This window comes from Chroococcidiopsis thermalis PCC 7203 (assembly GCF_000317125.1).
GTDB lineage: Bacteria > Cyanobacteriota > Cyanobacteriia > Cyanobacteriales > Chroococcidiopsidaceae > Chroococcidiopsis > Chroococcidiopsis thermalis.
Genome location: NC_019695.1, coordinates 6,171,341 through 6,185,666 on the forward strand (window position 1 = coordinate 6,171,341; position 14,326 = coordinate 6,185,666).

Here is a 14,326-nt window from a genome sequence, read left to right on the forward strand (position 1 = left end):
ATTTTTGCTGCTGCGGTATTTATTACAGATGGAGTTTAACAGTTAACGGCTTTTGACAATATACGTACGAATCGCAACTTAGATTTGATGGGCAGGCGATCGCGACTCTTTTATTGTTAGCACTTTATCGTTAACACAGTTCCATCTACCCGTCTCCTCAACGTTCTGCGTCCGAGCCTTGCGTCTTTGTGTCAGCGCTCTTTGTCGTGGTAAGTCGTTATCAGCATCATAATTGATGCCTCTTATATATGACTTATCGTATAGTAACATAAGATTAGATCGGTAGTAAAAGATGGGGAATTTACTACCTTATATACAGAAAACCGTATGTCATTAGCACACGCAATATTGGGCTTCCTCCTACAAGCAAAAAGGACAGGGTATGACTTGAAAACGAGCTGCTTCGATCGCTGCATGACTTACTTATGGTCTGCGGATCAGGCACAAATTTATCGAACCCTTGATAAACTAGTCGAGCAAGGATGGATTACCTATAAGGTTGAAATTCAGTGCGATCGCCCCAACCGTAAAGTTTACAGCGTCACTGAAGCAGGAAAAGCCGAATTAACTCAGTGGCTACAAAGCCCTCAACCCATACCAACAGTAAGAGATCCACTACCAATTCAATTATTTTTCGCCGCACATCTGTCAAATGAAGCTACGATTCACTTATTAGAACGACAGCTAGCAGCACGACGTGACAAGTTGGCTGAATGCGAACAAATAGAACTACCAACGTTGAGCAATCCTATACACAACCGCGAACAGTTGATGCAACGACTGGTATTAGAACTAGCAATCCGCAAAGAACAGACTTATATTGATTGGTTAAAGACAGCGATCGAGGTACTCACTCAAGACGCGCTCAATCCTTCACCGCCAGCAGCAATTCTCGATACACCCGCGTAAGATCTGCTATTTGATAATGAGCGTTTAACCCACTGGGGTTAGGTAATACCCAAATCGTTGTGCCGGACGATAACTCAGCTTGTCTTCCCATGATAGCTTTGGGCTGATAAAATGCTGTCCGATAGGCACTGATACCCAAAATAGCTAAAAATCGCGGTTGATATTGTTCGATCTTGACTGCTAACTGTTGTTGACCGAAGATCAATTCTTCAGCTTTTAACTCATCTGCCCTAGCCGTGGCGCGATCGACGATATTTGTCAAACCATAACCAAACTGTAACAGATCCCGGTCTTCAAACGGTGACAGTATCCGTTCTGTGTAACCCGCAGCGTGAAGCGATCGCCAAAAGCGATTTCCTGGGCGGGCAAAGTGATGTCCGACAGCAGCACTATAGAGACTAGGATTAATCCCGCAAAACAAAACATTTAAATTTGGAGCAATAATATCTGGAACCGTGCGCCCGTATGCCGCTTGAATTTCTGCCGTGGTAGGTTTGCGTTGCACCATCTCCTCACATTAAATTCAGCTCCTACAATGCTAACTTTTGCGCTCTTCTTTGCGCCTCTGCGCCTAACGCTACGCTAACGGCTTCGCCTTCGCTATCGCTAACGCCTATGGCTGATGCGTGACCTAAAATCGAATCTTTGACCCCAAAGCTTAACAATGCATCATATCTTTACTCCTGGCATTACTCCACCCGTAGAACAATCCGTACCCGCTTGGTGGTTTGCCTTTGTAGGTAAAAAACTACTAGTACATCAAGAAGGAACAGCGAATCAAATCCCCCAACTCACTAGTCTAGAAGAGATTGGCTTAATTCCTATACGGACGCAATTTCTCGGTACATTAGGCGATCGCCCCTGCTACTGTGCCGAACTCCCCAAAGATATATCTACACCCACAGGCATGACATTACAAGGGCTGCGGGAATTATACGGCACGTTGGACGAAGATTTATTCATCCTGAGCGGTCGTGCGATTCAAATTGTCGAATGGAATCGCACCCATCAATACTGCGGCTACTGCGCCACTCCTACCACCCAATTATCCCACGAACGGGCGAAACGCTGTCCTAACTGCGGCTTAGTCAATTATCCCCGCCTCTCACCTGCGGTTATCGTCCTCATCTCTCGCGGTGAGGAATTATTATTAGCTCGCGCTCACAGATTTCCACCCAAGATGTACAGTATATTAGCTGGATTTGTCGAACCAGGGGAATCGCTAGAGGAAACTGTAGTGCGAGAAGTGCGCGAAGAAGTCGGGATTGAAGTGAAAGACATTCGCTATTTTGGTTCCCAACCTTGGCCCTTTCCCAATTCTCTGATGATTGGGTTTACAGCCACCTATGCTAGTGGTGAAATTGCGATCGAACCAGAAGAACTAGTGGATGCTGGTTGGTTTAACAAGCATAATTTACCTCAAATTCCCCCAAAGTTGAGTATTGCTCGTAAATTAATCGATTGGTTTGTCTCGACTCACTGAAAATAATTGTTTTGACTTTTGTACGGGCGGGTTTAGCAGACAGATCGATCGCCCCAACCAGCAATCTTTGGTCAAAACCCGCCCCTACGCATCAACGTTAGACTAGGTAATTGGTAGCTTACCTATAACCCATGACTATTTTCACGCTGCGATCGGTTAAAAAAGACTTTGGCATCAAGGAAATTTTGAAAGATGCTAGCTTTAGCCTGGATGAAGGCGATAAAGTCGGGCTAATTGGGGTGAATGGTTCTGGTAAATCAACATTACTCAAGGCGATCGCCGGACTGGAACCAATAGATAGCGGTGAAATTTGGGTAAATTCGGGAGCTAAAATTGTCTACCTACCCCAACAGCCAAATTTAGATGAGAATCATACTGTCTTAGAACAAGTGTTTGCCGATGGTGGCGAACAGATGGCGCTAGTGCGGGAATACGAAGAAATTTCCGACAAACTCGCGCACGGACAGGGCGATCTCGATAAACTCATGGCGCGTTTGTCGAAGGTTTCCCAGCAGATTGAAGCATTGGGAGCATGGGAAGTAGAAACTAATGCTAAAGTCATTCTTAGCAAGTTAGGAATTGAAGATTTTGATGCCAAAATCAGCAATCTTTCTGGGGGCTATCGCAAGCGAATCGCGCTAGCAGCAGCTTTACTGTCGGAACCAGATGTGTTGTTGATGGACGAACCGACAAACCATTTAGATGCACTGTCTGTTGAGTGGTTGCAGAGTTATCTAACTCGGTTTCGCGGTGCGCTGTTACTCATCACTCACGATCGCTACTTTTTGGATCGGGTCACAAATCGCATTATCGAGATCGATCGCGGTGACCTTTATACTTATTCCGGTAACTATGCTTATTATCTGGAAAAAAAGGCAGAAGCAGAAGAATCAGCCGTCAGCAGTCAGCACAAACACGCCGGAGTGCTACGGCGAGAGTTGGAATGGTTGAAACGAGGTCCAAAAGCCCGTAGCACTAAGCAAAAAGCCAGAATCGATCGCATCTACGAGATGCAGGCGCGGGAATTTAAGCAAGTGCAGGGTAAGGTAGAAATTTCTACTCCAGGGCGGCGGATTGGGAAAAAGGTAATTGAGTTAGAAAATATTAGCAAATCCTACGGCGATCGCCTTCTCATCAAAGACTTTACATATACATTCAATCCCGAAGACCGCATTGGCATTATTGGCAGTAACGGCGCGGGAAAATCGACGCTGATGGATATTATTACCGGACGAGTGCAGCCCGATTCCGGTACGGTGGAAATTGGTTCCACAATTCATATTGGTTATTTCGACCAACATTCTGAAGATTTGACGCTGAATGAAAATCAGCGAGTTATCGAATATCTCAAAGATGTAGCAGAGTTGGTTAAAACAGCCGATGGAAGCATCATTACGGCTTCCCAAATGTTGGAACGGTTTCTGTTTCCCCCCAACCAGCAATATGCACCCATCCACATGCTGTCTGGCGGAGAAAAGCGGCGGTTGTTTTTGTTACGCGTGCTGATGAGTGCGCCTAACGTGTTGATTTTAGACGAACCGACAAACGATTTAGATGTACAAACGCTAGCGGTATTAGAAGAGTATCTAGAAGACTTTAACGGTTGCGCGATCGTTGTTTCCCACGATCGCTATTTTCTCGATCGCGCGGTGGAGACTATTTTTGCGATCGAATCTGGTGGCAATCTGCGTCAATATCCAGGCAACTACTCAGTGTATTTGGAATACAAGCAAGCTGAAGAGGAAGAAAAGTCAAAAGTTGAGAGTCAAAAGCCAAAAGCTGAAAGTCGAAATTCACTCCCGATTCCCGACTCCGGTACGGGCGCGCAGCTGTGCGCCCCTACGATTCCCGCAGCCAAATCGCGCAAGCTATCTTTCAAAGAAAAACGGGAATATGAAACGCTAGAAACTCAAATTCCCGAGATGGAAACGCAAAAGGAAGAGCTAGAAAAGATTTTCTACAACAACCCTCCTAGCGATTTTACCGAAATGCAGCAGTTATCCGAGCAGTTAGCTCAATTAGTGCAAGCAATCGACACGGCAACCGAACGTTGGTTAGAACTGGCAGAACGTGAAAATGATTAACGGAGAGGGTGAGATTCGAACTCACGGTTCCTTTCGGAACATTCGATTTCAAGTCGAACGCAATCGACCACTCTGCCACCTCTCCAATTTAGCTACTAGCTGTTAGCTAGATCTAAAAGCTAATAAATGATAGCACATTCTATTTTCTATGCAGGCTGCACGAGCTGACTTTGTTGCTGATAAAGGATTTGCTCTGATGCTATTTGATCATCTCGATCTACCCAAACGAGAGACACTTGAGATACTATCCCAGATTGGAGATAGACTAAGGAAAAATTGCGCTGGCGATCGCTGCCATTTTCAACGATTCTAGGTACGCTAGCAGCATTGAGGTAAACTGTTTCGCGGGCAACATGAACTGGCTTACGCAAGTACTTTTGGGTGTGGCGTAGTTTATGGTGCATATGACCAAATGTGACCAAAGGAATCTGTTTTCCTGCGGCACGAGTTTGCGCGATCGCCTCTGTCAAATCTGGATCGCCAAAGTCACCCCCCAAGGGTTGCCAGTCCTTGCCACAAGGGTCTTCAGGGCAATCTCCTAATCCTGATGGTCCGTTATGTCCGAGAAAAATGACGGTATCGTAGGTGGCGCTACGAGCTGCTGCTATAATGCGTGCGGTAGACTCCTCAAAGCTTGCTACGCCAAATCTTTCTTGATAGAAGTCTTCGTTTTTCCAGCTCGAACCACCCCAAGTAAACGGACGGCTACCAACAACAGTTAAGTTTAGTTTAGGAAAGTCTAGTTTGCCATAACCAACATGGGCTTCTCCTAATAAGTCTATTTGTTCTTGCACCCAGTCTTCTTTTTTTCGATCGTAAGGACACTTCTGGCGACCCCACGCAGTAGCGGTATACCAAGCGTCGTGGTTGCCAAACACTGCTGCTTTAGGAATGTCGAGATCGGCGATCGCTTTGACTACATCTACTGATTCATTGCCGTAGTCACCTACAAATAAAGCAAGGTCGATGCCTAGTTTTTGCAATATTATGCCATCTGCTGCTTCCCATTGGTCGTGAATATCACCGACTACTGCAATGACGGTTGTTTCATCCTGTTTGCTTTGACTGGTCATGCTTCATTCCCGATCTTCTTTATCCAGCATAGAAAAGCATGACGGCTTTTGGCACTACCGTTAGGTGTTAGGAAAGATTTTGCCTCTACCATCACCCAGTTTTGGTAAAAAATACTATAATTGCAAGAAGACCAGAAATTGTAAGTTTTATCTATTTGAATTGTGTTTACAACTGCGATCGTCCAAAATAATCCAGCCCGTGAAATACCTGTAGACTTGTTTGCAGCAATTCAAGCTTTAAAACAAGAGCTGAACGCTGTAATTTTGGCACACTACTATCAAGAACCAGACATTCAAGACATTGCTGATTATATTGGCGACTCATTAGGATTGGCTCAACAAGCTGCGAAGACTGATGCTGAAGTTATTGTCTTTGCTGGCGTTCACTTCATGGCAGAAACAGCCAAAATTCTCAATCCTAATAAACTCGTACTTTTGCCAGATTTAGCAGCAGGTTGTTCTTTGGCAGATAGCTGTCCTTCTCAAGAGTTTGCCGCTTTCAAAGCAGCACATCCAGACCACTTAGTCATTTCTTATATTAACTGTACTGCCGAAATTAAGGCGATGAGCGATATTATTTGTACCAGTTCTAATGCGGTGCAGATTGTACGCCAAATCCCTCTAAATCGACCAATTATTTTTGCTCCAGACCGCAATTTAGGGCGATATGTCATGCAACAAACTGGTCGAAATATGTTGCTGTGGCAAGGTAGCTGTATCGTTCATGAAACATTTTCAGAAAAGAAACTCGTTCAATTAAAAATTCAGCATCCAGCAGCGGAAGTTTTAGCTCACCCTGAATGCGAACCTCCTATCTTGCGTCATGCAGATTATGTTGGTTCTACAACAGCTTTGTTAAAATTTTGTCAAAAGAGTACCGCGAGTTCTTTTATCGTTGCCACTGAACCAGGCATTATTCATCAAATGCGGAAAGAAGCTTCCCACAAAAACTTTATTCCTGCACCACCCATGAATAATAATTGTAATTGTAATGAATGCCCTTATATGCGTCTGAATACTTTAGAAAAGCTTTATTTAGCAATGAAGAACCGCAGTCCAGAAATTAAATTATCAGAAGAGATCGTCACGGCTGCCTTGAAGCCACTACAGCGTATGTTAGCAATGAGTGTTAAGTAAATCTGAGTCTACGGTTAACACATGGTTGAAATATATATATCTTCCATATGAACTGAGTTTAATTTTTGAAAGCTACAAACTCAATATTAGTAGCAATGTATTTGAGAAAAGTATTTTCAGTTAGCCACCGATCTAAGCTTTCAAAACTATGATGGTTAACGTAGGAAATACGATTTTTAGGTAGAATTTGTCTATGCCAGAGATCGATGAGCTGAAACTGACTCTGGGTGAGGAGATGTTTTACCAATTTTTTACTATACAAGCGATCGTGATAAAAGTCTCCTCGTAAATGTGCTAGCCGTTGAGTCCAAGATAAGTAGTAGGGCAAGAAGAAACAGAAGAATAAGCCTTGTGGACTAAGCACTCGCCGAATTTCATGTAAAGACGCAAGATCGTTTGAAACGTGTTCGAGAACACCAAAACTCAGGACGACATCAAAGCTAGCATCATTGAAGGGAAGTAAATAGGGATGTTCTAAAGAGACGACTGATATGGATGCGCGATCGATAATAGGCGCATCCTGACCAAATGCTGCACCACTAGTCACATCACAACTAGTTACCATAGCACCCATTTCACGTAGTAAAAAAGAAATGTGACCTTTACCGCATCCCCAATCTAGTACGCGCAAAGTTGTTAACTTAGTTTTAAACCAAGCTTCAGAACAAACTCGGACGTAGTTCGTCAAGTATAGATAAACATTGTGAGCAGCTGGATTTGTCAAAAAAGCGTGGCTGTCTGTATGCTTGACTATTTCAATCAACTGATGATTAAGTAAGAGGCGCTGCTGAAACTGTGCCTTTCTGAGAGCTATCAAATTTTGCTTGCTCTGCATTAACTCTATCTTTTGAAAAAATTTACCCTGTACCTTTCTGTACCTTATTATGTAAGTTTAACTAAAACAAGACTTTGCGATGTGTGTCATAAAAAAGCCCCTCTATTCCTAGAGAGGCTTCGATTGAAAAATCGACCTGGCGCGGAGCTATTGTCCCGTGGGGCGACCCCCAGAGTATCGTCGCCGCAGTCGCGTTTCACACCTGAGTTCGGGATGGAATCAGAGTGGGTCCACAACGCCATGCGCACCAGGAAAGCTGTCGGGTGGAGTTCACCCTGAAGACTGCATAGAAAGAGAAAATTGTCAAGTCCGCCAATGATTTGGTTGTGGTCAAGCCCTCGGTCTGTTAGTATCAGTCGGCTGCACGTGTTACCACGCTTCCACCACTGACCTATCAACCCATGTTCTGTGGGTGACCTTACTGAATTTAATTCATGAGAGTACTCATCTGGAGGTGGGCTTCCCACTTAGATGCTTTCAGCGGTTATCCGCTCCGAACTTGGCTACCCAGCGTTTACCGTTGGCACGATAACTGGTACACCAGCGGTTCGTCCTTCCCGGTCCTCTCGTACTAAGGAAGGCTCCTCGCAATACTCTAACGCCTGCACCGGATATGGACCGAACTGTCTCACGACGTTCTGAACCCAGCTCACGTACCGCTTTAATGGGCGAACAGCCCAACCCTTGGGACGTACTTCCGCCCCAGGTTGCGATGAGCCGACATCGAGGTGCCAAACCTCCCCGTCGATGTGGACTCTTGGGGGAGATCAGCCTGTTATCCCTAGAGTAACTTTTATCCGTTGAGCGACGGCGCTTCCACTCACTACCGTCGGATCACTAAGGCCGTGTTTCCACCCTGCGCGAGTTGTCACTCTTGCAGTCAAGCTCCCTTTTGCCTTTACACTCTGCGGCTGATTTCCAACCAGCCTGAGGGAACCTTTGCGCGCCTCCGTTACACTTTAGGAGGCGACCGCCCCAGTCAAACTGCCCACCTGAAACTGTTCCCCGACCGGATAACGGTCGCGGGTTAGAATTCTAGCCTCGCCAGAGTGGTATCTCACATTGCGGCTCCTCACTCCCCACAAGGAGTGAATCATTGCCTCCCACCTATTCTGCGCAAGCAAAGCCCGAACACCATTCCAGGCTACAGTAAAGCTTCATAGGGTCTTTCTGTCCAGGTGCAGGTAGTCCGTATCTTCACAGACATTCCTATTTCGCCGAGTCTCTCTCTGAGACACCATCCAGATCGTTACGCCTTTCGTGCGGGTCGGAACTTACCCGACAAGGAATTTCGCTACCTTAGGACCGTTATAGTTACGGCCGCCGTTCACCGGGGCTTCGGTCGCCAGCTTTAGGCTCAAGGCCCTGACCGACTTCCTTAACCTTCCGGCACTGGGCAGGCGTCAGCCCCCATACCTCGTCTATTGACTTTGCGGAGACCTGTGTTTTTGGTAAACAGTCGCCTGGATCTCTTCACTGCGACCTACTTGCGTAGGCACCCCTTCTTCCGAAGTTACGGGGCCATGTTGCCGAGTTCCTTAGAGAGAGTTATCTCGCGCCCCTTAGTATTCTCTACCTCCCTACCTGTGTCGGTTTTGGGTACAGGTGACGATTAGTTAACGTGTTTAGAGCTTTTCTTGGAAGCTTGACCGCTACCACTTCGGGTCCGTAGACCCTCGGTCTCTTAACCCCAGCTCGAAGCGTTTTCGCCGCTTCTCGATGCCTCGGTTAATTGCGCCAGTAACCAACATCTGGCTGGTGCGTGCCTTCTCCGTCCCTCTGCACAACTAATCTTCAGTACGGGATTGTTCGCCCGTTGTCCATCGACTACGCCGTTCGGCCTCGCCTTAGGTCCTGACTAACCCTCCACGGACGAGCCTTGTGGAGGAACCCTTAGGGTTTCGGGGTATTGGATTCTCACCAATATTTGCGCTACTCAAGCCGACATTCTCACTTCTGCTTCGTCCACACCTGCTTGCCGCTAGTGCTTCACCCTATCGCAGAACGCTCCCCTACCACTTGTATCGCTACAAGTCCGCAGCTTCGGTACAAAGTTTAGTCCCGTTCATTTTCGGCGCAGGAGCGCTTGACCAGTGAGCTATTACGCACTCTTTCAAGGATGGCTGCTTCTAGGCAAACCTCCTGGTTGTCTGTGCACTCCCACCTCCTTTGCCACTTAACTTTGATTTGGGGACCTTAGCTGGCGGTCTGGGCTGTTTCCCTCTTGACGATGAAGCTTATCCCCCACCGTCTCACTAGTAAGATTGTTGCTGGTATTCTGAGTTTGTCTCGATTTGGTACAGCTTGAGGCCGCCCGCACCGAAACAGTGCTTTACCCCCAGCAATTATCACTTACCGCTGCGCCTCAACACATTTCGGGGAGAACCAGCTAGCTCTGGGTTCGATTGGCATTTCACCCCTACCCACAGCTCATCCGCCGATTTTTCAACATCGGTCGGTGCGGACCTCCACTTGGTGTTACCCAAGCTTCATCCTGGCCATGGTTAGATCACCCAGGTTCGGGTCTATATACACTGATAATTCGCCCACTTCAGACTCGCTTTCGCTGTGGCTATTCGCCATACCAGTGACTATAACTCGCCGGCTCATTCTTCAACAGGCACGCGGTCGGACGTTGAATCATCCTTCCACTGCTTGTCAACTGACGGTTTCATGTTCTATTTCACTCCCCTTATCGGGGTTCTTTTCACCTTTCCCTCGCGGTACTGTTGCTCTATCGCTCACGCAGTAGTATTTAGCCTTACCGAGTGGTCTCGGCTGATTCACTAGGGATTTCCCGTGTCCCTAGCTACTCGGGATTCAGCTAGTAGCACTTCAACTTTCGACTACGGGACTATCACCCTCTTTGGTACGATTTGTCAATCGTTTCGTCTAGTCTAGTGCTTCCATCTCGCTGTCCCACTACCCCAGAATACTTGTACTCTGGTTTAGGCTGTTCTCCTTTCGCTCACCACTACTGGGAGAATCTCGTTTGATTTCTTTTCCTCCAGCTACTAAGATGTTTCAGTTGGCTGGGTTGGCTCATACCTGTCTATGGATTCAACAGGCTGTACAAGGGGGTTGCCCCATTCGGATATCTTCGGCTCAGTGCTTGCTGCCAGCTCCCCGAAGCTTTTCGTCGGTCGCCACGTCCTTCTTCGCCTCTGCGTGTCTAGGTATCCACCGTCAGCTGTATTTCGCTTGACCAGTTATTTCGCAAATACTTGGTTTTCTACCTGACTATTTCTCTTATCTCTATGCAGTTTTCAAGGTGCTCGCTGGAGAATTTCCAGCAGTTGTCTCCACTCGCAGACAGTGCTGAATTTTACTCAACTTGACTAGTCTATCACATCCCACTGGATTTGACTTGACCAATTGCTTGTTTCAATTTTTTTGAATCTCGAACTGGAAATTCTCAGTTCTTTGAGGTGGGCCATCCTGGACTCGAACCAGGGACCTCACCCTTATCAGGGGTGCGCTCTAACCACCTGAGCTAATAGCCCCTACTGGTGGTACCGCTCCTACCGAACCAGTTCTAGTTTGAAAGCGTTGCTGCACTCGAGCTGTTTTGTCAGTGTCGTCCGACCTCGGGATGTCCTCAGTTTCCAGCTTGGTGTTAGTGCCTTTGCCGATACAATCGGCACCGGTCACTCTCTACTGGTTACTGAAGTTGGTCTCCCTGTAAAGGAGGTGATCCAGCCACACCTTCCGGTACGGCTACCTTGTTACGACTTCACCCCAGTCATCAGCCCTGCCTTCGGCATCCTCCTCCACGAATGGTTAGAGTAATGACTTCGGGCGTGGCCAACTTCCATGGTGTGACGGGCGGTGTGTACAAGGCCCGGGAACGTATTCACCGCCGTATGGCTGACCGGCGATTACTAGCGATTCCGCCTTCACGCAGGCGAGTTGCAGCCTGCGATCTGAACTGAGCTACGGTTTGCTGGGCTTTGCTCCCCATCGCTGGTTGGCTTCCCGTTGTCCGTAGCATTGTAGTACGTGTGTCGCCCAGGACGTAAGGGGCATGCTGACTTGACGTCATCCCCACCTTCCTCCGGTTTGTCACCGGCAGTCTGTCTAGAGTGCCCAACTGAATGATGGCAACTAAACACGAGGGTTGCGCTCGTTGCGGGACTTAACCCAACATCTCACGACACGAGCTGACGACAGCCATGCACCACCTGTGTTCTGGCTCCTTTCGGCACCCCATAGTTTCCCACGGGTTCCAGACATGTCAAGCCCTGGTAAGGTTCTTCGCGTTGCATCGAATTAAACCACATACTCCACCGCTTGTGCGGGCCCCCGTCAATTCCTTTGAGTTTCACACTTGCGTGCGTACTCCCCAGGCGGGATACTTAACGCGTTGGCTCCGGCACTCCTCGGGTCGATACGAGAAACGCCTAGTATCCATCGTTTACGGCTAGGACTACTGGGGTATCTAATCCCATTCGCTCCCCTAGCTTTCGTCCCTCAGTGTCAGTTGCAACCTAGTAGAGCGCTTTCGCCACTGGTGTTCTTCCCGATCTCTACGCATTTCACCGCTACACCGGGAATTCCCTCTACCCCTATTGCTCTCTAGCTCACCAGTTTCCACCGCCTCTTCCCAGTTAAGCTGGGGGCTTTGACAGCAGACTTGATGTGCCACCTGCGGACGCTTTACGCCCAATCATTCCGGATAACGCTTGCATCCTCCGTATTACCGCGGCTGCTGGCACGGAGTTAGCCGATGCTGATTCCTCAGGTACCGTCATTGCTTCTTCCCTGAGAAAAGAGGTTTACGACCCAAGAGCCTTCCTCCCTCACGCGGTATTGCTCCGTCAGGCTTTCGCCCATTGCGGAAAATTCCCCACTGCTGCCTCCCGTAGGAGTCTGGGCCGTGTCTCAGTCCCAGTGTGGCCGGTCGTCCTCTCAAACCGGCTACCGATCGCAGCCTTGGTAGGCTCTTACCCCACCAACTAGCTAATCGGTCGCGAGCTCCTCTTTTGGCTATGAATATTTCACCCAAGGGCACATCCGGTCTTAGCTGCCGTTTCCAGCAGTTGTCCCGGTCCAAAAGGCAGATTCTCACGCGTTACTCACCCGTCCGCCACTAAGCTCCGAAAAGCTCCGTTCGACTTGCATGTGTTAAGCATACCGCCAGCGTTCATCCTGAGCCAGGATCAAACTCTCCGTTTTTTTCCTTAACTCAATTATCTTCTCTTAATTCGACACCAACCTCTTGTGCTTGTTGGCGCTTTCAAACTATACTCTTTTCTAGGTTCGGTCGCCCTTGGGAAGGTCGCTTCGCGTCCCTCTCTCCTCCGGCGCTTTATTAATCTATCTAATCTCCACCAAATGTGTCAACCCTTTTGGTGAAAAAAATTTTGACTTCCCCCCAATTCCCTTCCCACACCGGTTTGAAGAATTCTTAAACATTACTGCTTGACTCCCTGAGTAGTCCCTGCCCAACCGTGGGAGATTTGCGGTCGCGCTACAGTGTTAGGAAACATGGACCGGAAAGCAGAATCGCGATCGCCCAAACTTTCGTAGAAGAAGAAAGATACTCCTGCAAATCCTCGATTACGGACTGCTTGAACCTGCTGTTCAATCCGCTTCATAGGAATAGGACGCTTTTTCAAACCTGCCAATATACCTATACTGACAGGAATACGGCTACGGACTGCTTTGATTTCTGGATGCTCTATTTCTTTAACGAAAGTTTTCAAATCATCTCGATAGACTTGTAAGACGACTTCCTCTACCAAACCCTTTTTTTCCCAAGTACGCCAATCTTGTAGAGACGTGTTATAAGCGTATTCGTGAGCATTTGGCGCTAGAGTCACGAGACAGTCAGGTCTGCGAGTTTTGACCGCTTGATAAATTTGGGTCATTAACTGCGTAATTTTGTTAGCACGCCAGCGCATCCACTGCGGATGACGAGGATTGGCAGGCGGCTTCTTACCGCCATTTTCCCGCTGGTAGAGTCGGGTAGTAAACGTGTCATAGCCTAAGTCAATAGGCAAACTGAAGTGATCGTCGATTTGGATACCGTCTATGTCGTACTTCAAGACAATCTCGGCAACTAAGTTGACGATAAATCGTTGCACCATTGGATGAAAGGGATTAAGCCAAACTTGGTTATATTTATTTCCTTTAGAAATTCGGCGGGAGTTGCGGCGATAGGTAATCCAGTCTGGATGACGGCGGATGAGGTCGGAATTGGCGGGTGCTTTTAACCCAAATTCAAACCAGGGAATAACGCTCAGTCCTTGCTGGTGACTCTGTTGGACAATTTCGGCTAAAACATCTCTTCCTTTCAACTTCGGATTGGGATCGAGCGACCTCCCAATTGTACGTTCTGCTACAGAGCTGGGATAGAGAGTATAGCCGCGATTCCAAACGGTAGGATAAACCGTGTTGAAGTTTAATTTTGCCAATCGTTGTAAAGCTTTGCTCAAGCGATCGCGGGAAAACAAAACATCGCTGTCAACATTGGTCAACCACACTCCCCGCACTTCAGTTTCTACAGGGTGAGGCTGAGATGCTACTTGTAGCGGTAGGTGTAGTAGCAAGACGATCGCCATACATAGACTGAATAAAGTCATAAACCAAGCTTGACGCTTACCCTTCACCAGTAATCCGTCCTTTTGAGAATTTGTTGGCAGTGGATTCGATCGTCGCACATCTCTTTTGTCAGTGGAAGATTGTCAAATTTCATATAGACTCGCAACCGATTGTAAAGAGTTAAGTTAACGAGTTTGTCGTAAGGGTTCACAGCCGTGCGCCTCTACCACTCTTTCTAGCTATGTGTCATAATCCAGCCTGG

Annotated in this window: 9 protein-coding genes, 2 tRNA genes and 3 rRNA genes; 4 read left to right on the forward strand and 10 right to left on the reverse strand. The window is 47.5% G+C overall.

The genetic code is table 11. The annotated features are described in order from the left end of the window. Positions 1–78 precede the first annotated feature (78 nt). A complete protein-coding gene (locus CHRO_RS32990) occupies positions 79–270 on the reverse strand; it encodes a hypothetical protein (protein ID WP_015157383.1) in 192 nt (63 codons plus the stop codon). Positions 271–327: 57 nt separating this feature from the next. On the opposite strand from CHRO_RS32990, the gene CHRO_RS26880 reads away from it, so the two are divergent. Further along, a complete protein-coding gene (locus tag CHRO_RS26880; protein WP_015157384.1) occupies positions 328–909 on the forward strand; it encodes a PadR family transcriptional regulator in 582 nt (193 codons plus the stop codon). Here the strand turns inward: CHRO_RS26880 and mug are convergent. Further along, the gene (mug, locus tag CHRO_RS26885) at positions 866–1,417 is read right to left on the reverse strand and encodes a G/U mismatch-specific DNA glycosylase (RefSeq protein WP_015157385.1); all 552 of its coding nucleotides are present in this window, start codon (positions 1,415–1,417) and stop codon (positions 866–868) included. The genes CHRO_RS26880 and mug overlap by 44 nt on opposite strands. A 156-nt stretch (positions 1,418–1,573) precedes the next feature. On the opposite strand from mug, the gene nudC reads away from it, so the two are divergent. Together nudC and CHRO_RS26895 are read left to right on the forward strand one after the other, a co-directional pair. After that, positions 1,574–2,392 carry an NAD(+) diphosphatase gene (nudC, locus tag CHRO_RS26890; protein WP_015157386.1) on the forward strand — a complete coding sequence of 273 codons (819 nt, stop codon included), beginning with the start codon at positions 1,574–1,576 and terminating at the stop codon, positions 2,390–2,392. 131 nt (positions 2,393–2,523) lie between these two features. Continuing rightward, on the forward strand, positions 2,524–4,476 hold the full coding sequence (locus CHRO_RS26895; protein WP_015157387.1) for an ABC-F family ATP-binding cassette domain-containing protein: 1,953 nt from the start codon (positions 2,524–2,526) through the stop codon (positions 4,474–4,476). Here the strand turns inward: CHRO_RS26895 and CHRO_RS26900 are convergent. Together CHRO_RS26900 and CHRO_RS26905 are read right to left on the reverse strand one after the other, a co-directional pair. Continuing rightward, positions 4,477–4,561: transfer RNA gene (locus tag CHRO_RS26900), tRNA-Ser, on the reverse strand. A gap of 61 nt (positions 4,562–4,622) precedes the next feature. After that, a complete protein-coding gene (locus CHRO_RS26905; protein WP_015157388.1) occupies positions 4,623–5,549 on the reverse strand; it encodes a TIGR04168 family protein in 927 nt (308 codons plus the stop codon). A 162-nt stretch (positions 5,550–5,711) separates the two neighbouring features. On the opposite strand from CHRO_RS26905, the gene nadA reads away from it, so the two are divergent. Then, positions 5,712–6,686 carry a quinolinate synthase NadA gene (gene nadA / locus CHRO_RS26910; RefSeq protein WP_015157389.1) on the forward strand — a complete coding sequence of 325 codons (975 nt, stop codon included), beginning with the start codon at positions 5,712–5,714 and terminating at the stop codon, positions 6,684–6,686. A 58-nt stretch (positions 6,687–6,744) separates the two neighbouring features. Here nadA and CHRO_RS26915 read toward each other — a convergent pair whose 3' ends face one another. The 6 genes from CHRO_RS26915 to CHRO_RS26940 form a co-directional block, all read right to left on the reverse strand. Next, positions 6,745–7,521: a class I SAM-dependent methyltransferase gene (locus CHRO_RS26915; protein WP_015157390.1), complete on the reverse strand. Its 777-nt coding sequence runs from the start codon at positions 7,519–7,521 to the stop codon at positions 6,745–6,747. A gap of 134 nt (positions 7,522–7,655) precedes the next feature. Then, positions 7,656–7,773: ribosomal RNA gene (gene rrf / locus CHRO_RS26920) — 5S ribosomal RNA — on the reverse strand. A 74-nt stretch (positions 7,774–7,847) separates the two neighbouring features. Then, a 23S ribosomal RNA gene (locus CHRO_RS26925) occupies positions 7,848–10,728 on the reverse strand. 222 nt (positions 10,729–10,950) lie between these two features. Continuing rightward, positions 10,951–11,024, reverse strand: a tRNA-Ile gene (locus CHRO_RS26930). A gap of 180 nt (positions 11,025–11,204) precedes the next feature. After that, positions 11,205–12,696, reverse strand: a 16S ribosomal RNA gene (locus CHRO_RS26935). Together the 16S, 23S and 5S rRNA genes with 1 tRNA gene alongside form the textbook arrangement of a ribosomal RNA operon. Positions 12,697–12,935: 239 nt before the next feature. Then, positions 12,936–14,183, reverse strand: coding sequence for a glycoside hydrolase family 10-like protein (locus CHRO_RS26940; RefSeq protein WP_245570519.1), 1,248 nt, complete (start codon positions 14,181–14,183; stop codon positions 12,936–12,938). Positions 14,184–14,326 lie beyond the last annotated feature (143 nt).